19 protein-coding genes are annotated in these 21,412 nt (G+C 64.7%); 11 read left to right on the plus strand and 8 right to left on the minus strand.

The annotated features are described in order from the left end of the window. The first annotated feature begins 79 nt into the window (after positions 1 to 79). The gene (locus tag RVAN_RS01235) at positions 80 to 634 is read left to right on the plus strand and encodes an ActR/PrrA/RegA family redox response regulator transcription factor (protein WP_013417942.1); all 555 of its coding nucleotides are present in this window, start codon (positions 80 to 82) and stop codon (positions 632 to 634) included. Between the two features lie 127 nt (positions 635 to 761). Here RVAN_RS01235 and RVAN_RS01240 read toward each other — a convergent pair whose 3' ends face one another. Both RVAN_RS01240 and RVAN_RS01245 read right to left on the minus strand, forming a co-directional pair. Continuing rightward, positions 762 to 1,235: a nucleoside deaminase gene (locus tag RVAN_RS01240; protein ID WP_013417943.1), complete on the minus strand. Its 474-nt coding sequence runs from the start codon at positions 1,233 to 1,235 to the stop codon at positions 762 to 764. Positions 1,236 to 1,350: 115 nt separating this feature from the next. Next, positions 1,351 to 2,133: a hypothetical protein gene (locus RVAN_RS01245; RefSeq protein ID WP_155942317.1), complete on the minus strand. Its 783-nt coding sequence runs from the start codon at positions 2,131 to 2,133 to the stop codon at positions 1,351 to 1,353. Between the two features lie 3 nt (positions 2,134 to 2,136). On the opposite strand from RVAN_RS01245, the gene RVAN_RS19950 reads away from it, so the two are divergent. From RVAN_RS19950 to tam, 4 genes are all read left to right on the plus strand, one after another. Then, positions 2,137 to 2,415: a hypothetical protein gene (locus RVAN_RS19950; protein WP_155942318.1), complete on the plus strand. Its 279-nt coding sequence runs from the start codon at positions 2,137 to 2,139 to the stop codon at positions 2,413 to 2,415. A gap of 56 nt (positions 2,416 to 2,471) precedes the next feature. After that, positions 2,472 to 4,979, plus strand: coding sequence for a pseudouridine synthase (locus tag RVAN_RS20655; protein ID WP_081449547.1), 2,508 nt, complete (start codon positions 2,472 to 2,474; stop codon positions 4,977 to 4,979). Beyond that, positions 4,976 to 5,533, plus strand: a complete 558-nt coding sequence (rsmD, locus tag RVAN_RS01255) for a 16S rRNA (guanine(966)-N(2))-methyltransferase RsmD (RefSeq protein ID WP_013417946.1) — start codon at positions 4,976 to 4,978, stop codon at positions 5,531 to 5,533. The genes RVAN_RS20655 and rsmD overlap by 4 nt, the downstream gene beginning before the upstream one ends. Before the next feature lie 93 nt (positions 5,534 to 5,626). Then, positions 5,627 to 6,394: a trans-aconitate 2-methyltransferase gene (tam, locus tag RVAN_RS01260; RefSeq protein WP_013417947.1), complete on the plus strand. Its 768-nt coding sequence runs from the start codon at positions 5,627 to 5,629 to the stop codon at positions 6,392 to 6,394. A 9-nt stretch (positions 6,395 to 6,403) separates the two neighbouring features. On the opposite strand, the gene RVAN_RS01265 is transcribed toward tam, so the two are convergent. Beyond that, positions 6,404 to 6,985, minus strand: coding sequence for a TIGR00730 family Rossman fold protein (locus RVAN_RS01265; protein ID WP_013417948.1), 582 nt, complete (start codon positions 6,983 to 6,985; stop codon positions 6,404 to 6,406). A 335-nt stretch (positions 6,986 to 7,320) separates the two neighbouring features. Next, on the minus strand, positions 7,321 to 7,974 hold the full coding sequence (rplS, locus tag RVAN_RS01270) for a 50S ribosomal protein L19 (RefSeq protein WP_013417949.1): 654 nt from the start codon (positions 7,972 to 7,974) through the stop codon (positions 7,321 to 7,323). A 206-nt stretch (positions 7,975 to 8,180) separates the two neighbouring features. On the opposite strand from rplS, the gene RVAN_RS01275 reads away from it, so the two are divergent. Next, entirely contained in the window at positions 8,181 to 8,789 is a 609-nt protein-coding gene (locus RVAN_RS01275) for a hypothetical protein (RefSeq protein WP_041787177.1), read from the plus strand. A 65-nt stretch (positions 8,790 to 8,854) separates the two neighbouring features. On the opposite strand, the gene RVAN_RS01280 is transcribed toward RVAN_RS01275, so the two are convergent. Genes RVAN_RS01280 through RVAN_RS01290 form a run of 3 tightly spaced genes read right to left on the minus strand, consistent with a single transcriptional unit; the run spans position 8,855 to position 11,836 of the window. Next, positions 8,855 to 9,943 carry an HlyD family secretion protein gene (locus RVAN_RS01280; RefSeq protein ID WP_013417951.1) on the minus strand — a complete coding sequence of 363 codons (1,089 nt, stop codon included), beginning with the start codon at positions 9,941 to 9,943 and terminating at the stop codon, positions 8,855 to 8,857. After that, entirely contained in the window at positions 9,936 to 10,724 is a 789-nt protein-coding gene (locus tag RVAN_RS01285) for an ABC transporter ATP-binding protein (RefSeq protein ID WP_013417952.1), read from the minus strand. Before RVAN_RS01285 ends, RVAN_RS01280 begins: the two co-directional genes overlap by 8 nt. Then, positions 10,721 to 11,836 carry an ABC transporter permease gene (locus tag RVAN_RS01290; protein WP_013417953.1) on the minus strand — a complete coding sequence of 372 codons (1,116 nt, stop codon included), beginning with the start codon at positions 11,834 to 11,836 and terminating at the stop codon, positions 10,721 to 10,723. Before RVAN_RS01290 ends, RVAN_RS01285 begins: the two co-directional genes overlap by 4 nt. Positions 11,837 to 12,125: 289 nt before the next feature. Here RVAN_RS01290 and dksA point away from each other — a divergent pair, with 289 nt between their 5' ends. Continuing rightward, positions 12,126 to 12,542, plus strand: a complete 417-nt coding sequence (gene dksA / locus RVAN_RS01295; protein WP_013417954.1) for an RNA polymerase-binding protein DksA — start codon at positions 12,126 to 12,128, stop codon at positions 12,540 to 12,542. Positions 12,543 to 12,614: 72 nt separating this feature from the next. Here dksA and RVAN_RS01300 read toward each other — a convergent pair whose 3' ends face one another. Then, positions 12,615 to 14,957, minus strand: a complete 2,343-nt coding sequence (locus RVAN_RS01300) for an NADP-dependent malic enzyme (protein ID WP_013417955.1) — start codon at positions 14,955 to 14,957, stop codon at positions 12,615 to 12,617. Positions 14,958 to 15,394: 437 nt separating this feature from the next. On the opposite strand from RVAN_RS01300, the gene RVAN_RS01305 reads away from it, so the two are divergent. The 4 genes from RVAN_RS01305 to RVAN_RS01320 all read left to right on the plus strand — a co-directional run bounded on the left by RVAN_RS01305 (position 15,395) and on the right by RVAN_RS01320 (position 21,260). After that, positions 15,395 to 16,240, plus strand: a complete 846-nt coding sequence (locus RVAN_RS01305; RefSeq protein WP_013417956.1) for a formylglycine-generating enzyme family protein — start codon at positions 15,395 to 15,397, stop codon at positions 16,238 to 16,240. A gap of 21 nt (positions 16,241 to 16,261) precedes the next feature. Then, positions 16,262 to 17,890, plus strand: a complete 1,629-nt coding sequence (locus tag RVAN_RS01310; RefSeq protein WP_013417957.1) for a L,D-transpeptidase family protein — start codon at positions 16,262 to 16,264, stop codon at positions 17,888 to 17,890. Between the two features lie 372 nt (positions 17,891 to 18,262). Beyond that, a complete protein-coding gene (gene nadA, locus RVAN_RS01315) occupies positions 18,263 to 19,363 on the plus strand; it encodes a quinolinate synthase NadA (protein WP_013417958.1) in 1,101 nt (366 codons plus the stop codon). A gap of 244 nt (positions 19,364 to 19,607) precedes the next feature. Next, on the plus strand, positions 19,608 to 21,260 hold the full coding sequence (locus RVAN_RS01320; RefSeq protein ID WP_013417959.1) for an L-aspartate oxidase: 1,653 nt from the start codon (positions 19,608 to 19,610) through the stop codon (positions 21,258 to 21,260). Positions 21,261 to 21,412: the final 152 nt, after the last annotated feature.

Here is a 21,412-nt window from a genome sequence, read left to right on the forward strand (position 1 = left end):
TTAAATTTTGTGCGTCGTATTTTTATGGCGTATAGTGCGACACAATGTGAGATGTGACAAAAAGGTAAATGGGCAGCTCATGGCAACTCTCGCAAGTCCGGAAATCCGGACCGATAACTCGCTCCTGATCGTTGACGACGACAAGCCGTTCCTCTCACGGCTCGCGAAAGCCATGGAGGCCCGCGGCTATGCCGTTAGAACGGCGGAAACGCTGGAAGCCGGCAAGCAGGCGATCCGCGAAGCCGCTCCCGCCTATGCGGTGGTGGACATGCGGCTCGACGACGGCAACGGCCTTGAAGTCATCAAGCTTCTCAGGGAGACCCGGCCGGATTGCCGCTCTCTCGTGCTGACGGGTTACGGCAACATTGCCACCGCTGTCACCGCCGTGAAGCTTGGCGCGGTCGACTATCTGTCGAAGCCGGCGGACGCCGAGGACATTCTCGCGGCGCTCACCGCATCCGGCGAGACGAAACCGAAGCCGCCGGAGAACCCCATGTCGGCCGACCGCGTCCGCTGGGAGCATATCCAGCGCGTCTACGAGCTTTGCAATCGCAACGTCTCCGAGACTGCGCGCCGTTTGCATATGCATCGTCGCACGCTTCAGCGCATCCTTGCGAAGCGAGCGCCGAAATAGTCATTCCGCGAAACGGCCCACGACCGTCCACAGCATGATCCGCAAAATTCACGCCGGTTTTGCGAAAAACATCATGCTTAAACAAAAGCTTAGAACGTGCTTTTGATCCGTCAAAAGCGATAACGCTCTAATCCCGAGGCGTTCGCGACGCGTTGACCTGAGCGCGCTCGTCGCGACGTTCCTGAAAAAAGGCCCGCAATAACGCCGCAGCCTCAGCTTGGGCGATGCCGCCGTAGATCTCCGGCGCGTGATGGCACGTGGCCGCTGAAAAGAAGCGCACGCCATTTTCCACCGCGCCGCCTTTCTCGTCCCACGCGCCGAAATACAACCGCCTGATCCGCGCGAAAGAGATAGCGGCGGCGCACATCGTGCAAGGTTCCAGCGTCACGTAGAGATCGTACCCCGGCAAGCGCTCGCTCTGGACAGCTTCGCAGGCTTGCCGGATCGCCCGCATCTCCGCGTGTCCGAAAGGATCGCGCACGGAGATGACAAGGTTGTGACCGCGCCCCGCAATCGATCCATCGGGCGCGACGACAACCGCGCCCACCGGCGTCTCGCCCAGGGCGGCGGCGCGCTCCGCTTCGATCAGCGCTTCCTGCATGTATCTGTTCGGCTTCACGCGCGAAGTTTAACGCAGATTCCCGCATCGCGCCGCAACGCTCGAGCACCCACAAAAAAAGCCCGGCACTTGCCGGGCTTTTTGAATGCTGACTCGCTCACGCGGCTTCGGCCGTCTCCTTCAGGTCGAGCTGATCCTGAAGGTCGCGCAGGATGTCGGCGGCCTTCGGCATGGGTACGGCGGCCGCGTCGAGGGCTGGCCGCGCATCGTCGCGCTTCACGTCGGCGCGGTCTTCATGCTTGAACTCGATGAGCTGCGTGCGCGGCTTGAGCACGTTGCTCGCGCGCACCTCGCGCCCGGCGTCCATCTCCTCGGTGTAGGCGCCCGATCGGAACAGCGTCTCGATGGACTTCGCCACGACGCGCATGGTGCGTTGCGCCAGCTCCTCGCCGATGATCTGCTGGGCCTGCGCCTCCTTGATGCGCGACACGAACCCCGCCGCCATCATGGCCACCTCGATCTGATAGCGGAAATTCTCCTCGGGCGAGTATTTCACGCGGTCCCAGACGTTGACGAGCAACGTGCTCATGTCGTCCATGACGACGCCCGCGCCGAAGAAGTCGAAGGACTTCGCGCCGCCCGAGTCGATGGAGCCAATTGCGAGGCTCACGCCCATATCGGGATGGAGCGACGACAGCGAGCCGTAAAGCTCGTCCATGGAGCGGATGACGTTGATGACGATCTGCGGATCGGTCAGCGAGCGCTCCTTCTCCGCGATCAACACCCGAACGCGCCGGATCTCGCGCTCCACGCCCTGCGCATCGGCAATGACGAGTTCGCCTTTGTCGGTGTCGCGTGTAAGAAGTTCGCGCAGCTTCGGCATGACGAAGATGACGTTGTACGCACCCACGTCGACATCCGAGAGGAGCTTCCGGTTCACGGATTGCTCGCCATCGATGAGGCTCGACCAGAAAGCCAGATCGAGCAGCGGGTTAAGCCCGAAAAAGGTCATCAGGTCTTTTTCTTCGTCGCCGAACTGCTGATAGTGGCGCGTGAATTCATTATATGCGAGAAGTATGCGTTGCGTGCGGTTCACGCCATCGGCCTGCTGGCCGGTTCGAGCGACTCGCAGCAACTCACGAATCTGCGCGGCATGAAGGGCTTCCCGCAAACTGTTGACAGCCTTTATAATCCTCTCTCGCCGCATGTCTTTGTCTCCTAACCTCGCCGAATCATTTGCGGTTTTCGGAAGGTTAGCCTTTTTTATTGGTTCACATCATGCCTTCACCGAACGATACACGCGATCAGGACACTGCGGGAGCCGAGAGGGTCGCAAAAGTCATAGCTAGATCAGGGCTTTGCTCTCGAAGAGACGCAGAAGTCTTGATTGGGGAAAAGCGGGTTTCCGTCAACGGCTCGATCATTGAAAGCGCCGCGCTGGACGTTTCTCCCACCGACCGAGTCGCCGTAGATGGCCATCCGCTGCCCGCGCGCGAGCCGCCACGCCTGTGGCGCTATCACAAGCCGAAGGGTCGCGTGACGACCCATAAAGACCCCGAAGGCCGCCCGACTGTATTCGAGGCGCTGCCCGACAACCTGCCGCGTCTCATCTCCATCGGCCGGCTCGACTTCAACACCGAAGGGCTGCTGCTCCTCACGAACGACGGCGAGCTTGCACGCCATATGGAACTGCCATCGACCGGCTGGGCGCGGCGCTATCGCGTGCGCGCGTTCGGCGAGATCGATCAGGCGTCGCTCGACAAGCTGAAAAACGGCGTGAGGATCGCGGGCGTCAATTACGGCCCGGTGGAAGCCTCGCTCGAACGCGAGACCGGCGACAACGTCTGGATCACGCTTCTGATCCGCGAGGGCAAGAACCGCGAAGTGCGCCGAATCATGGAGCACCTTGGCCTCACCGTGAACCGGCTCATTCGCATCTCGTTCGGCCCGTTCATGCTCGGCGATCTGGAGCCGGGGCAGGTCGAGGAGGTGAAGACGAGCGTCCTGAAGGACCAGCTCGGGCCGCGCCTCGCGCGTTCGCTCGGCGTGCGCCGCGAAGTCGTGCGCGAGGAAAAGCGCCTTTCGACGCCATCGCGTGGCAAGCCGACTTATCTGCGCCGCAAGGAAGCTGAACCCGAGCGGCCACGCCGCGCCTTCGAGGAGCCGCAGATGCGGCGTCGGCGCGTGCTGTCCGAGGATGCCTCGGAAGCGCCGATCGTGGAACTGGTGCCGGTGCCGAAGCCGCCGCGCGCGGATCGCGGCGAGCGGGGAGAAAAGCGCGATTTTGCGCCGCGTGATCGTGGCGAACGGAGTTTCGACAGGCCGCGCGACGACGCGGGCGGCGAGCGGCGGTCATTCGGGCGTCGCGAGGACAGCGGCGGGGAGCGCCCGGCGTTCCCCAGCCGCGCCGATGGCGACCGCGCGCCGCGTTCCGCGAGAGACGGCGATGGCGGCGAGCGCAAACCCTATCCGAAGCGCCGCGAAGGGGAAGGTGAGGGCGAACGACGCTTTAATCCCCGTGATGCAGGCGACCGTCCGGCTTTCCGCAAACGCGAGGGCGACCGCGCGGAGCGGCCTTCACGCGCGGGCGGCGGCGAGCGTCCGCCCTTCCAGCGGCGTGAGTCGGACGCTGGCGCGGAACACGGCGGCGATGCGCCGAAGCGGACATGGGCGCCCCGGATCGACGCCACGACAGAAGATCACTCGACGCCGCGTTTCAAAAGGCGCGAGGAAGGCGGCGAGGGTAGGCCGTCGCGGCCGAGCGATGCGCGGGGTGAGCGCCGTCCGTTCAACCGCGATGCGCGCCCCGAGGGCCGCTTCGATCGCAAGCCGCGCGACGGCGATGCGGGCGGCGAACGTCGGCCTTTTGTGCGCCGCGAGGATGGTGCGGAGCGCCCGGCGTTCCGCAGCCGCAGCGATGGCGACCGCCCTGCGTTCCGCAGCCGCAGCGATGGCGACCGCCCCGCGCGTTTCGCGAGGGATGGCGAAGGCGGCGAGCGCAAGAGTTCGACGGCGAGGCCAGGTTTCCGTTCCCGCGATGCGGGCGAGGGCCGTGCCGACAACAGGTCGGCCGAGGGATCGGGAGAACGCAGAAGCTTCCGTCCGCGCGAGGGTGGCGGCGAGCGCAAGAGTTTCGGTCCCCGCGACGGGGCTGACCGCCCGCCGTTCCGCAAACGCGAAGGGGACCGCACTGACCGGCCTTCGCGCGCGGCGGGTGAGGATCGGCCGCGCTTTCGCAGGTCGGAAGACGGCGGCGATAGCGCGCGTGGGCCACGGCCCGACCGAGCACCCGGCGACCGTCCGGCATACCGGAGCCGCAGCAACGAAGGCGGCGCAGGTGGCGAACGCAAGAGCTTCGACAAGCCGTTCCGCGAGCGACGGGAAGGTGCCGGCGATCGTGCCCCGCAACGTGAGGGCGAGCGCCAGGCAAGCGGTGCGCCGTTCGAGAAGCGTGGCGGTGCGGGCGGCGCGCGGACGTATGGGAAAAAGCCGTTCGGTTCGCGCGACGGTGCGAAATCGTTTTCCGGTCGCGGCGGTAGCGGCGCAGGCACGGGCGACAAGCCTTTCGGCGCGCGTCCAAGCGGCGCGGCGGGCCGTGATCGCAGCGGTGGCGAAGGCGGCGAGGGCAAACCTTTCGGCGCACGCAAGACGTTCGGCACGCGCGGCGGCAAACCGGGCGGAGGCGCGGGCGGCGGCAAATTTGGCAAGCCCTCCACCCGGCGCGATGGCCCGTCCAAGCCGCGCACGGGCGGTGGCCCCCGCAAGCCGCGCGGCGACAAGGCGTGAGGATCGTCGGCGGACGATTTCGCGGGCGCGGCATTGCTGCGCCCGACGGCACGACGACGCGGCCCACCTCGGACCGCGTGCGCGAATCGCTGTTCAACATTCTGGTGCACGGCATCGACGGCCCGCCGCTTGAGGGCGCGCGCGTGCTCGACCTGTTCGCAGGCACCGGCGCGCTCGGCCTCGAAGCCCTGTCGCGTGGCGCGGCATACTGCCTGTTCGTCGAGGACGAGGCGGCGGCGCGCGGCGCGATCCGTGAGAATATCGAGGCGCTCGGGCTGACGGGCGCGAGCAAGCTCTGGCGGCGCGATGCGACGAAACTCGGGGTCGCCGCACCGATGCAGCCGTTTCAACTTGTCTTCGCCGATCCGCCTTACGCGAAGGGCCTCGGCGAACTTGCATTGAACGCTGCGCTCGATGGCGGCTGGCTCGCGGCGGGCGCGATCTGCGTGCTGGAAGAGCGCGCCGATGTGGCTGTCGCGCTGCCGGAAGCCTTCGAGCCGCTCGACGCGCGCATCTACGGCGAAACGGCGCTGCATTTCTTCCGCAAGGGCTGACCCCGCCAGAGCGCGCTTTTTCTGACGCCCCGACGCATGATAAGCTCACCCGCGAAGCGCTGACGCTTGAGCGAGGCGCAATCGGAGGCGTGCATGCCGTGGTCGTCCGAGCAATATCTGAAATTCGAGGATCAACGCACGCGCCCCGCGCGCGACCTGCTCAACGCCGTCCCTGCCGAGGTGATCGCGAGGGCCGCCGATCTCGGCTGCGGGCCGGGCAATTCCACCGAACTCATCGCCGGGCGCTTCCCGGAAGCCGACATCGTGGGCGTGGACAGCTCCTCCGATATGCTCGACGCGGCGAAGAAGCGTCTTCCGGGCGTGAAGTTCCGCTTCGGGCGCATCGAGGAGTGGAGCGAGCCGGGGCCGTGGGATCTCATCTACGCCAACGCGTCGCTGCAATGGGTGGGCCAACACGAGCGGCTTTTGCCGCGCCTCGCTGAACGGCTTTCGGACGGTGGATTGCTCGCCGTGCAGATGCCGGACAACCTCGCCGAACCGTCGCATGCGAGCCTGCGTACCGTCGCGGCGACGCCCGCCTATGTCGCCAAGTTGGGCAAGGCGATCAAGCTCCGAAGCCCTCTGCCGCGTGCTGAATGGTATTACAAGCTGCTCAAGCCGTATGCGTCGCGTGTCGATATCTGGCGAACGACCTATCTGCACGTGATGCCGAGCCACGACGCTATCGTGGAGTGGGTGAAGGGCACCGGCGCACGGCCGTTCCTGAAGCCGCTCGACGAGGACGAGCAGACGGCCTTCCTCGCCGCCTATCGCGAAGAGCTGGCGAAAGCCTATCCCGCGCTCGACGATGGCACCGTGCTTCTGCCGTTCCCGCGCTTCTTCCTCGTCGCGACGCGGTGAGCGCGCCGGCTAATACTCTTCCTCGCCAATCCACTTGACGGCGGCGGGCGCGCGGTAGGCCTCGATCGCCAGAAGCAAAGCGCCCGGTTCGTCCGCCACGATCAGCATGTCGCGATGGAGCGGGCGGAGGAAGCCCTGCGCCACGACGTGGTCGAGAAAGCCGCTCAAGCCATCATAGAAGCCGTTCACGTTGAGGAGCGCGCATGGCTTCTCGTGGTCGGAAAGCTGCGCCCACGTCCATACCTCGAAGATTTCCTCAAGCGTGCCGATGCCGCCCGGCAGCGCGACGAAGCCATCCGATAGCTCGGCCATCAGCGCCTTCCGCTCGTGCATGGAGCTGACGATGCGAAGATCCGACAGGCCCGCGTGTCCGACCTCCTTGCGTATCAGCGCCTCGGGGATGACGCCCGTCACCGTGCCGCCCGCCTCCATGCAGGCGTCGGCGAGGATGCCCATCAGCCCCACGGCCGCGCCGCCATAGACGAGGCCGATGTCGGCTTCGGCAAGCGCGGCCCCAAGTTGCCGCGCGGCCTCGGCATAGGCTGGGTCCGCGCCCCGGCTCGATCCGCAGAAAACACAGAGCCTTTTCATCGATGTCTCCCCGCAGTGTGAAATCGCGCCTCGTGAAGGCGCGCCGCGAGGTTTTGCTCTAACCCCGCGTTCCTTTCGGGCTATGCCTACCCATTTTCCGGCGAGGATGGAAGACGGCTGATGATCGGGCGGCCTGCCGATCGGGCGGCCTGTCGATCGCGCGGCGCCAATCGCCGGACGCCTATGTCGCTGCGAGGCCCAAGCCTGCGAGCGGGGCATGAAAAAGGCCGGGCATTGCCCGGCCATAGCTGACCGCCGAAGCGGTCTATTGAGCGGTTCTGAATGCCGCTGCTGATTCTGGTGTTCGAGGCGACGAACCGTTCGTCGCGAAGCGCTTACGCCTCGGCCTTGTCCTCGGCGGGGACTTCGTCCGCCGTCGTCTCTGCGAGAAGCTTCAGCGCCTGACCCGGCCAATCCTCGCGTTCGAGGCGACCGCCAAGCTTCAGGTAATCGTCCACGAGGGCGATTTCCTCATCGGTGAAGCTCGCAAGCTGCTCGAACTTGATCACGTTAAGCTCGGCGAGGCGCTTTTCGTCAGCGGCCTGCAGGCCCTTGATGAGCTTGAGGTCGTCCGGGTTGCCCTTCGGACGCTTGAAGCCCTTGAACTCGGCCTTGAGCGCCTTGGCGCGAACGTCGGTGCGCTCCGGGATACGGGCGGCCTTGCCGCGCAGGCCGCGCAGGTAATACAGCTTCGCGCGACGAACCTTGCCGCGGCGGATGACCGTGATGCTGTCGATCAGCGGCGAGTACAGCGGGAACACGCGTTCCACGCCTTCGCCATAGGAGATCTTGCGGACGGTGAAGCTTTCCTGGAAGCCGCCGCCAAAACGCGCGATGCAGACGCCTTCATAGGCCTGAACGCGTTCGCGCGCGCCTTCGACCACCTTCACGTTGACGCGCAGCGTGTCGCCAGGCTGGAACGTCGGGATGCGGCGCTTTGCCTCAAGCTGCGCCATCTGCTCTTTTTCAAGCGTTTGGATGATGTTCATCTCTGCGAAATCCTTCTACGGCGATCAAAGGCACCTTCTTGCCGCGCTGAAAAGCGCAAGCCGCCGCGCCAGTTGAGCTGGAATTTCGCTTGTGTAAGCGAAAAATTCCGGCTTGTCGATTGCAACGTTTCGGTGACGGGCCGATTTCCGCGCAAGATAGCTGGATTATGTTGGCGGAAATGCAACGTAGCCCCCACATCAGGAGAATGATGCGACACCTTTATCTCCGCGCGCCCGCCGCCGCATTTATTGCGCTTTTAGCGTTGAATTCCCCTGCCAGCGCGGGGGATCAGGCGAAGTCGATCATCAATTCGCTCGACCCGAAGAGCATGACCGAGCTGTTCGAAGTCTCGCGTCGCCAGCCCGACGCAGCGCTGACGAACATCACGCCGGTTTCGGCGAATACGTTTCGCTTTCTGTTCATATGGCCCGGCTCGAACCCGGTCATGACTTACGATCGCGTCGGGCGGAGCTTCGCCGAACGATTCGTCGGGTTTGCGGATCAACTGAAGCTGCTGGTGAGGGGCTTTTGCCTGCCGACGAGCCACATGTTTTTCGGCACGGCATCCTATGGCGGCGAAGAGGTGAACGTGGCCTATCGCGACATTCAGGTGCGGTTCCGTGCGGGATGGCAGCCCGACTGCGCGGGGCGATATCTTTCGGTCGCGGATGTGGATCGCCTGTTCGCGCCGCTGCCGGTGACAGGCTATGGCGCGGCGCTGCCATACCGTCCGCGCCCGGACAAGCCGACGCCCCCGCCGCAAAACGATCTGAAGCCCTTCCTCAATCCCGCTCAGCCCGCACCGATTCAATAAGCGCGTACGCGAATCGACCGATCCGCGTGCTTCAACGCACAGCGTCGACTTTAGCGAACCGCCGCCTAGCGCGTGGTGGCGTCTTTCGCGAGCGATGTCTGCTCGGCGCTTTCGGCGTCGCGGAACATCACGTCGACGCGCATGCCGGGAAGCAGCGGCCCGCCGGGGTCCATGTCGAGAACCACTTCGAGGATATCGACGTCGGTATGCTTGCGTGGACCGCGCGAGGTAAGCTCGGGGCTGCCGAGCGTCTTCGCCATGGTGGCGACGCGCGCGTCGAAGATGCGATCCGGGAACGCCTCGGACTTGACGATGGCGCGCTGACCGACAAACACTTTCCGCACGTCGCGCTCTTCAACCTCGGCGCGCGCCTGCATGTGCTCGCTGTCGCCAAGCAGGATGAGCGGCGCAACGGCAGCGGCCATCTCGCCAGTGCGGGCGTCGACCTTGAGCACGGTGGCATCGGCGGGCGCGCGGACGCGCAACCGTTCGAGGTTCGCGGCGACGCCGGTCACTTCGGCGCGGGCAGCGGCGAGGGCCGCTTCCTCACGCGTCAGCTTCGGAAGGTCTCGCTCTTCCACGCGGCGGAGCTTCTGCCGCTCCCGCTCGACCCGGTCGGCGGCGGTGGAAACGGCCGTGCGCGCCTTGGCAACGTCGGCTTCGCTCGCCTTGTAGAGCTTCCTGTTCGCGAGCGCGGCGTCGAGGTCCATGCGCGTCTCGAAAGCTTCGCGCTCGGCATCGTAGACCGCATCTTCCGCCTTGCGGCGGTCGAGCGCCGCGCCCTTGACCTTGGCGTCGTCGCGGTCGGCGAGTTTCACCGCCACCTGCGCCTCGAACGCCGCGAGCCTGGCCGCGAGTTCTCCGTCATCGAGACGGAAAAGCAGGTCGCCTTTCTTCACGTGCTCGTCCGCGCTGACGAGGACATCCTTGATGGCGGCGGGCATGGGCGCGGCAATGCGAAGCTCGCGCCCCTTCGGTTCAACGCGGCCGGGCGCTGCTGCCGCCCATAGCGACGTTGCTGGCGCTGCGGGCTGCGGCTCGGACCAGGCGGGGCTGCCGCCCGGCTGGTAAACGCCGGTCGCGATGAGGATGGCGAGGCCGAGGCCTGCCGAGCCGAAGACGAGCGCCACTGACTTGGAACGGAAATTACGCATGCGCTTGTCTCTTTCTCTCCTGATAGGGGGCGGGAGTGCCGTGAGCCGCCTGCGGTTGTCTCAGCCGCGCCGGGATGACGGTCGCGGCGTGCTTCTTGCGCTCTCCCGAAATGATGCCGTCTTCGATTTCGATCACACGGTCGGCGAAGGGAATGGTACGCGGATCGTGGGTCACGGCGAGCACGGCGCGGCCATTTTTCCGGGCGACGCAGCTCAGTAGCTCCATGATCGCGTGCCCGTTTTCTGTATCGAGGGCTGCGGTCGGCTCGTCCGCGAGGATGACCGGCGGCTCCGGCGCGATGGCGCGGGCGATGGCGACGCGCTGTTTCTCGCCGCCGGACAGCGTGCCGGGGTAGGCCTTGAGCCGATGGCCGAGGCCGACTTCGATCAGCGCTTCAGCCGCGCGCTCCTTGCACTCACGGGAGGGGAAGCCGCGCACGTCGAGGCCGAGCCGCACATTGTCGAGCGCGGAAAGCGTCGGAAACAGATTGTAGGACTGGAAGATGAAGCCGAGATGGCGGCGGCGCAGGTCGGCGAGGTCTTCGGCCGAGCGGTGGACGACCGCTTCGCCGCCGAGCGTCAGCGTGCCCGATGTGGGCGTGAGCAGACAACCGAGGATCGACAGCAGCGTGGTCTTGCCGCTGCCGGACGGCCCCATCAACAATGTGAATTCGCCTTCGTAGAGCGCGAGATCGACGCCCTTCAGCGCCTGCACCTTGCCTTCGCCCTGACCGAGTTCCTTCACGATCTGGCGGGCTTCGAGAATGGGAAACGCTCTCATCGTGCAAACACCATGGCGGGATCGATCTTCGTCACCTTGAAAATGGAGGAAAGGGCTGACACCGCGCACATGACGACGGTGACGACGAGCAGCATCGCGGCGAGCTGCGGCGTCAGCATGATCGGCATGGGCGTGTGGAGGCTCGCTTGCGCCACGGCGAACGAGACGGCGATGCCGAGCGCGTAGCCGAGGAACGCGCTGACCGTCGCCTGCGTGAGGATCACCTTGTGTATATAAAAAGAGGAAGAGCCAAGCGCGCGCAGCGTGGCGAACTCAGCGAGGTGATCCTTGGTGCTGGAATAAAGCGTCTGCGCGACGACAACCGTGCCGATAATCAGGCCCAGCACCGCGCCGCCCAGCAGCGCCACGCCCGCGCCAGTGCCGAACAGCCAGTAGTCGAGGTTCGTCTGGCGAAACTCGGCCTTGGTGAAGATCGACGTGCCGGGAAGCTTCGTTTCGAGCGCTCGCTTGACGCTGGAAACCGCGACGCCCGGCTGCACCTTCACGAGATAGAACGTCGCCTGATCGGATGGCACGGAGAGAAGCTCCCGCGCCTTCGCGAGCGACATGAAGATGTAGGGCGAGGTGGTGAACGAGCGAATGCCTTCCGTCAACGCATCGACGCGCAAGCGCTGGCCGTTGATCTCAGCAACGGAGCCAACCCCGGAAATGCCGAGCGTGTCGGCATAGGTGCGGTCGACCGCGACGCCATCGGGCGAGAGCGCGGACACGCTGCCTTCGGCCACGTTCCACGGCGGCAATGTGCCATCGGAGCCGACGACGACGACGCTTGTGGTGCTGGTGTCGTCCCTGGTCCATGGCGCGAAGGAAGCGACAACGGGCTCGACTGCGGAGACGCCGGGAACCGAGAGCGCTGCGAAGCGTTCGCGACCGTGAAGGATCGTCGCTTGCTCGAAGCTGTTCGAACCGTAGGCGGCGATCCAGATGTCACCGTTGGCGTGATCGATGGTGTCGACGATCATCTTGCGTGCGCCGAGATACAGCCCGAGCTGGACCGCGAGCAGGACGACCGCAAAAAGGATGCCGATGAGCGTCACGAGAAAGCGAGCTCGATCGTGAACGAGGTTGCGTATTGCGAGTTTGGTAACCATATAAACGCGGGCGTATCCGTCCTTTGGCGCGGAATGGGCGGGTTCCCGAAAACAAATTCTTACACGCGCCGTGGTCGGCAAATGTGAACGCCCAACTTCTGATAGTAGGCGAATGAACAAACAACTGTGGCAAGATGCGGGCGAAGTGTATCGGAGCTTCGCGGCAGCGTTGCGATCTTGACTTGGAACGCGTTGAACGTCATAAGGGCTGCAATCATCGCGATTGTAAGTTTTTAGCGTCTTCAAGAACCCGCCAGACTTGGCGGGAGTTCGTGCGATAGGGGGCGACATGGGAGCAGTCGATCTGCCTCCGGACTACCGGCCATCTGAAGACGAACCTTTCATGAATGAGCGCCAGCGCGCTTATTTCCGGAAGAAACTTCTGGATTGGCGGGACGAGATTCTTCGCGAAAGCAGGGAAACGCTCGATTTTCTTCAGGATTCAACCCAACACCCCGACATTACCGACCGTGCGAGCCACGAATCCGACCGTGGGATAGAACTTCGCGCGCGCGACCGCCAGCGGAAACTCATTGCCAAGATCGATGCGGCGCTCGTCCGGATCGATGACGGCTCCTATGGCTATTGCGAGGAGACGGGTGAACCTATCGGCGTCAAGCGGCTGGACGCACGTCCCGTGGCGACGCTGAGCCTCGAAGCGCAGGAGCGACACGAGCGCCGCGAACGCATCTATCGCGACGACTGAACGCATCGAACTTTATTTTTTCAGACATGCTCCCGCCGCCCCTGAGGGCGGCGGTTTTTATTTGTGATGCGATCAGCCCGTCACGTCGAAGGCGGCGAGCGCGGCCATGTTGACGAGGTCGTTATCCGAAGATCCAAGCGATGCGATCTGCACCGGCTTCGACAGGCCGACCAGCATCGGGCCGATCACGATCCCGCCGCCAAGCTCCTGAAGCATCTTCGTTGCGATACTCGCCGCGTGGAAGGCGGGCATGATGAGCACGTTCGCCGTGTCCGACAGGCGGCAGAACGGATAGAGCGACATCGCGCGGCGGCTCAGCGCAACATCCGCCGCCATCTCGCCGTCATACTCAAAGTCGACGCCGCGCTCGTCGAGCAGCTTCACCGCCCCGCGAAGTTGATCCGAGCGGTCGCTCTGCGGGTTGCCGAAGGTCGTGGCGGCAAGCATCGCGACGCGCGGCGTAAGCCCGAAGCGGCTCGCCACGCCCGCGGCTTCCACCGCGATGTCGGCAAGCTCCTGGGAGTTGGGCATGTCGTGCACGGAGGTATCGGCGATGAGGACGACCTTGCCACGGGTCACGATAACCGAAACACCGATCACGCGGCGGCCCGGCATAGGATCGAGCACGCGGCGCACATCCTGAAGCGCGGTCGACCAGTTGCGCGTGACGCCCGTCACCATCGCGTCGGCGTGGCCCATCGCCACCATGCAGGCGGCGAAGACGTTGCGCTCGTTATGCACGAGGCGCAGGCAGTCGCGGTAGAGATAGCCCTTGCGCTGGAGCCGCTGATACAGGAATTCCGCGTATTGCTGGTTGTATTCCGATGTGGCGATATTGTGCTGCTCGAAGCTTTCGACGTTGTTCACGCCCGCCATGAAGAACGCCTGACGGATCTGTGCTTCGCGGCCGATGAGGATCGGCGTGCCGAGCTTCTGGTTTGCGAATGAACTCGCCGCGCGGACGACCTGTTCTTCCTCGCCCTCGGCGAAGACGACGCGTTTCGGGCGCAGGCGAAGCGCCTCATGGATCGAGTTGATGAAGCCCGCCGCCGGATCGAGCCGGGCGGAAAGGCGCACCTTGTAGCCTTCCATGTCAACGATGGGACGGCGCGCAACGCCGGAGTCCATGGCCGCTTTCGCCACGGCCAAGGGGATCGCCGTGATGAGGCGCGGATCGAACGGCGCGGGAATGATGTAATCCGGGCCATAGCGCAGACGCCGCCCGTACACCTTCGCCACCGCGTCCGGCACGTCGGCGCGCGCGAGTTCCGCGAGCGCATTGGCCGCCGCGATCTTCATCGGCTCATTGATGGTGCTGGCCTGCACGTCGAGCGCGCCCCGGAAGATATACGGGAAGCCGAGTACGTTATTGACCTGGTTCGGGTAGTCGGAGCGGCCCGTCGCCACGATGGCGTCGCTGCGCACCTCGGCCACGTCTTCCGGGGTGATTTCCGGGTCGGGGTTCGCCATCGCGAAGATGATGGGCTTGTCGGCCATCGTCGCGACCATCTCTTTCGTCAGCGCGCCCGCTGCGGACAGGCCGAAGAACACGTCCGCGCCTTGGATCGCGTCGGCGAGCGTGCGCGCCTTCGTGTCGATCGCATGCGCCGACTTCCACTGGTTCATGCCCTTCTCGCGGCCGCGATAGATCACGCCCGACGTGTCGCACAGCGTCGCATTTTCGTGGCGCACGCCCAGCGCCTTCATGAGTTCGAGGCAGGCGATGCCCGCCGAGCCCGCGCCGTTGACGACGAGCTTCACGTCGGCGATGTCGCGGCCCGTGAGGTGGACGGCGTTGATGAGGCCCGCCGCCGCGATGATCGCGGTGCCATGCTGGTCGTCGTGGAAAACGGGGATGTCCATCAGCTCGCGCAGGCGCTGCTCGATGATGAAGCAGTCTGGCGCCTTGATGTCTTCGAGGTTGATGCCGCCGAAGGACGGGCCGAGATAGCGCACGGCGTTGATGAACGCGTCAACATCTTGCGTATCGACTTCGAGGTCGATGGCGTCCACGTCGGCGAAGCGCTTGAACAGCACGGCCTTGCCTTCCATCACGGGCTTCGAGGCGAGCGCGCCGAGATTGCCAAGGCCGAGGATCGCAGTGCCGTTCGAGATGACGGCGACGAGGTTGCCCTTCGCGGTGTAGTCGTAGGCGAGGCGCGGGTTCTCGGCGATGGCCTCCACCGGCACGGCCACGCCCGGCGAATAAGCGAGCGACAGGTCGCGCTGCGTCGCCATCGGCTTCGTCGGCACGATTTCGAGCTTGCCAGGCTTGCCTTCGGCGTGGAATTGGAGTGCTTCCTGCCGCGTGAATTTCGGCGGCGCGGCCACTGGCGTGGTGTGACGGTTTTCGCCGGTTTGGCCTTCGGAAACGGCTTTCGGTCGCGTCGGCGACGTGTTTTTTGAAACGGACATGTCGATCTTCTGATGAGATGGGGACGCGGCCCGGTCTCGCACGCCGGAACGCTTTGTGGTGGACGTTAGCGCCCGCGAACGGGGCGCACAAGCGCGCTGGCGCCTCATGCTGAACCTTTTCGCCACAACCTTTCGATTGATAACAGTTTTTGGCGATCTAATTCCCCCGCCGGGCGCGTCTTGCGATGCAGCCTGAGGGCGAGACGTTGTAGCCATGCAATTATAGGGCGTACAAAGAATTTTTTGCTTCCGAGTGATCGGATTTTGTTCCTATTTGTTGATCGGATTATGGAAGCAAAGTTTTAGGCATGCCGTGCGAAAACCAGCGTAGGCCGCAGGCTTCAACCGCTGGGTGATCGTTCCTGCGCACTCGATCTCAGCACTTGGTAACGATGGGTGGGGTAGAGGTGGAGAAGTGTATCGATTGGAAGCATCCCATGATTGGCGCATTTCTCGTTGTGCTCGTACTTCTGTTCATGCCGCAAAGCGCCGACGCACAGCGGCGCTCTTCGCAGGCTGACGCTCCTAAAACCTTCCGCGACTGCTCGAACTGCCCGGAGATGGTGCCTTTGCCAGCGGGCGAGTTTCTGATGGGATCGCCCGAGACGGAGCGCGGTCGCAACAAGGACGAGGGGCCGCAGCGCCGCGTGTCGGTCCCGGCCTTCGCGGCGGGCAAATATGAAGTGACCTTCGCCGAATACGACGCCTGCGTGGCGGATGGCGCTTGCGCCTCCAAGCCCGCCGACGAGGGATGGGGACGCGGCCGCAAGCCCGCCATCAACGTCTCGTGGGACGACGCTCAAGCCTATGTTTCGTGGCTCTCGCGAACGACGGGCCAGCCCTATCGCCTGCTCACCGAAGCGGAATGGGAATACGCCGCGCGCGGGCAGACGACGGTCGCGGAGCGTGCGTTACCCTTCTCCACGGGGCGAACGATCAACTACCGGCAGGCGAATTACGACGCCAACTTCGTATACCCCGGCGGCCAGCAGGGCGAATACAGGCAGAAGACGACGAATGTCGGCTCGTTCCAGAAGAATGCGTTCGGTCTTCACGACATGCACGGCAATGCGTGGGAATGGGTCGAGGATTGCTATCGGCCGACCTACGAAGGCGCACCGACCGATGGCACGGCCGTACAGGACGCGACCTGCGAGCTTCGCATTTTGCGCGGCGGCTCATGGAACTATCACCCCCGGCTTTTGCGTTCGGCGTATCGGTATGCCACGCCCGGCACCATTCGTCTCAATTCGTTCGGGTTTCGCGTCGCGAGGCCGCTTTGATGCATCTCTGAGGGCCTCGACATGAAAAAATTCAAGCTCATCACGTCCTGCGCGTTCGTTGTTCTCGTGGTGGCGGGGCTTTCCGCTCCCGCGCCGACGCCTGCTGATGCACGTTCGAACCGCTACACGGACGACGACTACACGCGGCCGAGGTTCGGGGCCGCGCCCGTGCTTGCCATCGTCGGCCTGAAACAGCAGCGCATCACGGTCTACGACGCGCGCGGCAAGATGCTGGAATCGCCCGTATCGAGCGGCGCGACCGGCTATGAGACGCCGCCCGGCATTTACAGCATCGTGCAGAAGAAGGAGGAGCATCACTCCAACCTCTATGACGACGCGTCGATGCCCTATATGCAGCGCATCCTCTGGACCGGCATCGCGCTGCATGAGGGCGTTCTGCCCGGCTATGCCGCGAGCCATGGCTGCATCCGGTTGCCGGGCTCGTTCGCGCAGCGGCTGTTCGGGCTCACGAACATGGGCATGCGCGTAATCGTTGCACGCGAGGACATTGCGCCCGCTCCGATCGCTCAGCCCTTCCTGTTCGGTGCGCGCGAGGTGGCAGAGGAAAGCGACGGCGAGACGTCGATCCTCGGCATTCCCGTGAGCGTCGGTCGCGATAACGGCTCCGACCTATTGCAGCGGCTGCGCCTTAGCGCAATGGCCAAGACGGGCGAGGCGGAGGCCGCCGCCCGGCGCGAAAAGGAACTGAAGCAGATCGCGCAGAAAAAGGCCGTCGAAGCCGCGCCCGCGCTGAAGGTGGTTGCGGCCGCAGAGCGCGATGTCGCCAGGGCGGAGGCAGACTTCGCGGCGACGGCCAAGCTGATCGAGGCCGCCGACACGGACGCGAAGGCGGAAAAGGCGGCGAAGGCTAAGGAATCGGCCACAACGAAGCTCGCATTGGCGCGCGAGAAGCTCGCGCAAGCAACGGCGCAGGCGGAAGCGAAAGCCGCCGCCGCATCGACGGCAAAGCAGGAAGCCGAGGCGGCGGAAGAGGCGAAAAGCACAGCGCAGGACGCCGCCGATGAGGCTGAACTCAACACTGCGCCCGTTTCGGTGCTCATCAGCCGCAAGACGCACCGGCTTTATATCCGCAAGGCCAACCAGCCGATTTACGAAGGCCCGGTCTCGATCCGCGATGATGACAAGCCCATAGGGTCGTTCGTTTACACAGCCGTCGACACGTCGCGTTCCGGTGCGCTGAACTGGACCGTCGTTTCGCTGTACAAGGATGCGCTCAACGTCGAGCCTTACGTGAAGCAGAAGGAGCCGGCTTCGAAGAAGAAGCAGCCGCCAGCGCCGCCGCATGCGACCGATGTCGCGGCCGCTACGGCAGCACTCGACCGGCTGACGGTGCCGCAGGAAGCGCTGGACAAGATTTCGGCGGTGGTGCTGCCGGGGTCGTCGCTCATCATTACCGATGAAGCGCCGAGCGTCGAAACCGGCAAGGATACCGATTTCATCGTGTTCATGAGCGGCGAGCCGGCGGGCAGCATGGCGATCCGCAAGCGCGCGCCGAGCCAGGGCTGGGCGCGTCGCGGTGGCGAGACGGACTTCTGGGGCAATCCGCGCCCGCGCCGCTATGGCGGCGGGGGAGGCGGCTGGTCGCGCGGCGGTGGCGGCGGGTTCCCGTCGTTTTTCGGCGGATTTTAGCCGAAGCCTCGATAGCTGAAGGAAACGCATCACAAAAGGCCGGGGCATTCCCGGCCTTTTTCATTGGCGGCGGATCGCTGGGCTAGGTATAGCCGCCCCTCAGGAGCGCCTTTTTGCCGCTGCAACCTGCGAATTGAGCCGGTTTCATACGGCGGAGGCTTAATTGTGAGGACATTACGGCTCCGGTGCGCAAAAAAGTGATTGGCAAGCCGTAAACGCACTCTTATCTTATAGTCCGAGTGAGCATAAGGTCGAGTCGAGTGATCGGCTGGGACAGGAAACCCGAGGGGGTTCCTTTTTTGCCTGTCCCTCTTATGCTCAGACGGAGCATTACTCCCGGCGACGGGACGGTGGGGTGGAGGACTATTCGGCATGGCATTTCTCGATAGCGGCGTGGAGCCGATCCGTCGGCAGAGGGGCGCGGACCCGGTTCGCGCGCTCGATGCGGACATCGACATCGAACCCGCTCGCCATCATTTCGACGCTGCGTTCGTTCGCGAGGCCATCCGCGAACTGAAGCCGGTCTATGCCAAGGTTGAGCGCGTGATCCCGTCCTTCGAATGGGCCGCGCATGCGCCTTATATCAAGGCGATCCGCGACCTGAAGCGCGAGAAGAATGCCGTCATTCTCGCCCACAATTACATGACGCCGGAAATCTTTCACGGCGTGGGCGACATTCTGGGCGACAGCCTCCAGCTCGCGAAGGAAGCGGCGAAGACCGACGCGGACATCATTGTCCAGTGCGGCGTGCACTTCATGGCCGAGACCTCGAAGCTGATGTGCCCGGAAAAGAAGATCCTCATCCCGGACCCGAAGGCGGGCTGCTCGCTCGCGTCGTCGATAACGGCCGAGGACGTGCGCGCCCTTCGCGCCGCCTATCCGGGCGTGCCGGTCGTAACATACGTGAACACGAGCGCGGCGGTGAAGGCCGAATGCGACATCTGCTGCACCTCGGCGAATGCGGTGAAGGTGGTGGAAAGCCTCGGCGCGCCGCGCGTGCTGCTGATCCCAGACCAGTATCTCGCGCGCTACGTGGCGACGCAGACGAAGGTCGAGATCATCTCGTGGAAGGGCGCGTGCGAGGTGCATGAGCGCTTCACGGGCGCCGAGCTTCGCGGCTATCGCGAGGCCGAGCCGAACGTGAAGATCATCGCGCATCCCGAGTGCCCGCCGGACGTGATCGCCGAAGCCGATTACACCGGTTCGACAGCGGGCATGATCATGTGGGTGACGGATCACCAGCCGAAGCGCGTCGTGCTCGTCACCGAATGCTCGATGGCGGACAACGTCGCTTACGCCGCGCCGAAGACCGAATTTACGCGGCCGTGCAACTTGTGCCCCCACATGAAGCGCATCTCGCTGCCGAAGATTCTCGACAGCCTCCTTTACGAGAAAGTTGAGGTCACGGTCGATCCGGCAGTTGCGGCCCGTGCGAGACTCGCAGTTGAACGTATGGTGAAGCTGCCGCTTTGAGCGGTTCCAGGAAAAGTGGGAACCGGTTTTCCGTCTGGAATTGCGACAAGACAGTAAGCTTGAGCAATTCCAGGAAAGCAGAAACCGAGTTTTCGCCCGGAGTTGCGACCGAACAATAAGCTGGAGCGCCCGGATGATTCCGTTTAATGCGGAGGCGTTTCGAAGCGTTGGCGGCTGCCGCCAACGCCCTCGGTAACCTCGTCGGTGAGGATGCGCCGACTTTTCAGGTGGGGAGCATCCCGAAATGATCGATACTCGCGCAAAAGATCTGCTGCCTTTCCGGCGGCGGACGGGGCCTGATCGCGTTCTGGTGGTTGGCGGCGGACTCGCGGGTCTGTTCACGGCGCTTCGGCTTGCGCCGCTGCCCGTCACGGTGCTGACGCCGAAGCCGCTCGGCGAGGGGTCGTCCTCGGCCTGGGCGCAGGGCGGCATTGCGGCGGCTATCGGCGCGGGCGACGACGCGGATTCTCATGCGGCTGATACCATCGCGGCGGGTGCGGGGCTGACCGATCCCGAGGTTGCGCGTGTCGTCACCAGCGAAGCGGGCGATCGCATCCGCGACCTTCTTTCTTATGGCGTGCCCTTCGACCGCGAGCTTGACGGCAAGCTTCGTCTTTCGCAGGAAGCCGCTCACAGCGCGCGCCGCATCGTGCGCGTGGATGGCGACCGCGCGGGCAAGGCCGTGATGGCCGCGCTGATCGCGACGGTCGCGAAGACGCCGTCGATCTCCGTGCTCGAAAATGTCGAAGCGGTGGAACTCGTCAAGCGCGACGGCCGCGTGGTCGGGCTTTACGCCACCCGCAGCGGCAGCCATGGGCGCGCCTCGTTTCTAGCGGGCCGCGCGGTCGTGCTCGCGACCGGCGGCATCGGCCAGCTTTTCCGCGTCACCACCAACCCGGCGGAAGCGCGCGGCGGCGGTCTCGCCATGGCGGCGCGGGCCGGGGCCATCATCGCAGATCCCGAATTCGTGCAGTTTCATCCGACCGCGTTCGACGTGAGCCGCGATCCCGCGCCGTTGGCCTCGGAGGCCATTCGCGGCGACGGTGGCCGCCTCGTGAACCGCGACGGTGAGCGTTTCATGCTGGCGATCGATCCGCGCGGCGAGCTTGCGCCGCGCGACGTAGTAGCGCGCGGCGTGCATCGCGAGATCGCGGCAGGACGCGGCGCTTTCCTCGACGTGCGCGCGCTCGACCTCGCCCGCAGTTTCCCGACCGCCTACGAGGTCTGCACCGAGGCGGGCATCGACCCGGCGAACCAGCCGATCCCCATCGCGCCCGCCGCGCATTATCATATGGGCGGCGTCTCGACCGACATGCGCGGACGCACCTCGGTCACCGGGCTATGGGCTTGCGGCGAAGTCGCATGTACCGGGCTTCACGGTGCGAACCGGCTCGCGTCGAATTCGCTTCTCGAAGCGGTGGTGTTCGCGGCTCGCGTCGCTGACGATATCGCGGCGGATGCCCCGCACTGGCCCGCGATGGGCGAGATCGAAGCGCCCGAGACCATCGCCGTTCCCGTCGTCGAGCCTGCCGAAGAGGCGCGCCTTCTGAAGCGTCTGCGCGAGGTGATGGCCACCCATGTTGGCGTCGAGCGAACGGCGGCAACGCTGAAGGCGGCGCTTCAGTCGGTGGTCGACATTTCGCGCATGGCCGCTTCGCCTGCGCTTGCCAACATGGCCGCCTCCGCGATTCTGATCGCGTCCGCCGCGCATGAGCGCAAGGAAAGCCGCGGCGCGCATTGCCGGCTCGACTTCCCCGCCGCGAAGGAGCGAAGCCGCCACACCTTCATGACGCTGACCGATGCCGTCGGGATTGCCGCGCGCGTGACGGGCAAATCGGCCTTCGATGCCGAAGATGCGAGAGTGGTTCGGGCGCGGGCGGCAGATCTGGCCGGGTAGGGCGTACGAGGCCCGAAGCCATTCGCGGTGCCTGGATTTCCAAGCCGGAGCTTTTCCGATTCAATGAAACGGGCGACGCGCTGGGCGTTCCTTGTCGGTTTTCACCCGGCTCGGAACGCTACGGGCACAATCCGCGAGCAGAGCTGAGGCGG

The organism is Rhodomicrobium vannielii ATCC 17100 (assembly GCF_000166055.1).
GTDB lineage: Bacteria > Pseudomonadota > Alphaproteobacteria > Rhizobiales > Rhodomicrobiaceae > Rhodomicrobium > Rhodomicrobium vannielii.

Excerpts from the sequence above, each read along its gene's own strand:
- RVAN_RS01235 (WP_013417942.1), top strand. The coding sequence starts at position 80 with ATGGCAACTCTCGCAAGTCCGGAAATCCGGACCGATAACTCGCTCCTG.
- RVAN_RS01240 (WP_013417943.1), bottom strand. The coding sequence starts at position 1,235 with ATGCAGGAAGCGCTGATCGAAGCGGAGCGCGCCGCCGCCCTGGGCGAG.
- RVAN_RS20655 (WP_081449547.1), top strand. The coding sequence starts at position 2,472 with ATGCCTTCACCGAACGATACACGCGATCAGGACACTGCGGGAGCCGAG.
- tam (WP_013417947.1), top strand. The coding sequence starts at position 5,627 with ATGCCGTGGTCGTCCGAGCAATATCTGAAATTCGAGGATCAACGCACG.
- RVAN_RS01265 (WP_013417948.1), bottom strand. The coding sequence starts at position 6,985 with ATGAAAAGGCTCTGTGTTTTCTGCGGATCGAGCCGGGGCGCGGACCCA.
- rplS (WP_013417949.1), bottom strand. The coding sequence starts at position 7,974 with ATGAACATCATCCAAACGCTTGAAAAAGAGCAGATGGCGCAGCTTGAG.
- RVAN_RS01275 (WP_041787177.1), top strand. The coding sequence starts at position 8,181 with ATGATGCGACACCTTTATCTCCGCGCGCCCGCCGCCGCATTTATTGCG.
- RVAN_RS01280 (WP_013417951.1), bottom strand. The coding sequence starts at position 9,943 with ATGCGTAATTTCCGTTCCAAGTCAGTGGCGCTCGTCTTCGGCTCGGCA.
- RVAN_RS01285 (WP_013417952.1), bottom strand. The coding sequence starts at position 10,724 with ATGAGAGCGTTTCCCATTCTCGAAGCCCGCCAGATCGTGAAGGAACTC.
- RVAN_RS01290 (WP_013417953.1), bottom strand. The coding sequence starts at position 11,836 with ATGGTTACCAAACTCGCAATACGCAACCTCGTTCACGATCGAGCTCGC.
- dksA (WP_013417954.1), top strand. The coding sequence starts at position 12,126 with ATGGGAGCAGTCGATCTGCCTCCGGACTACCGGCCATCTGAAGACGAA.
- RVAN_RS01300 (WP_013417955.1), bottom strand. The coding sequence starts at position 14,957 with ATGTCCGTTTCAAAAAACACGTCGCCGACGCGACCGAAAGCCGTTTCC.
- RVAN_RS01305 (WP_013417956.1), top strand. The coding sequence starts at position 15,395 with ATGATTGGCGCATTTCTCGTTGTGCTCGTACTTCTGTTCATGCCGCAA.
- RVAN_RS01310 (WP_013417957.1), top strand. The coding sequence starts at position 16,262 with ATGAAAAAATTCAAGCTCATCACGTCCTGCGCGTTCGTTGTTCTCGTG.
- nadA (WP_013417958.1), top strand. The coding sequence starts at position 18,263 with ATGGCATTTCTCGATAGCGGCGTGGAGCCGATCCGTCGGCAGAGGGGC.
- RVAN_RS01320 (WP_013417959.1), top strand. The coding sequence starts at position 19,608 with ATGATCGATACTCGCGCAAAAGATCTGCTGCCTTTCCGGCGGCGGACG.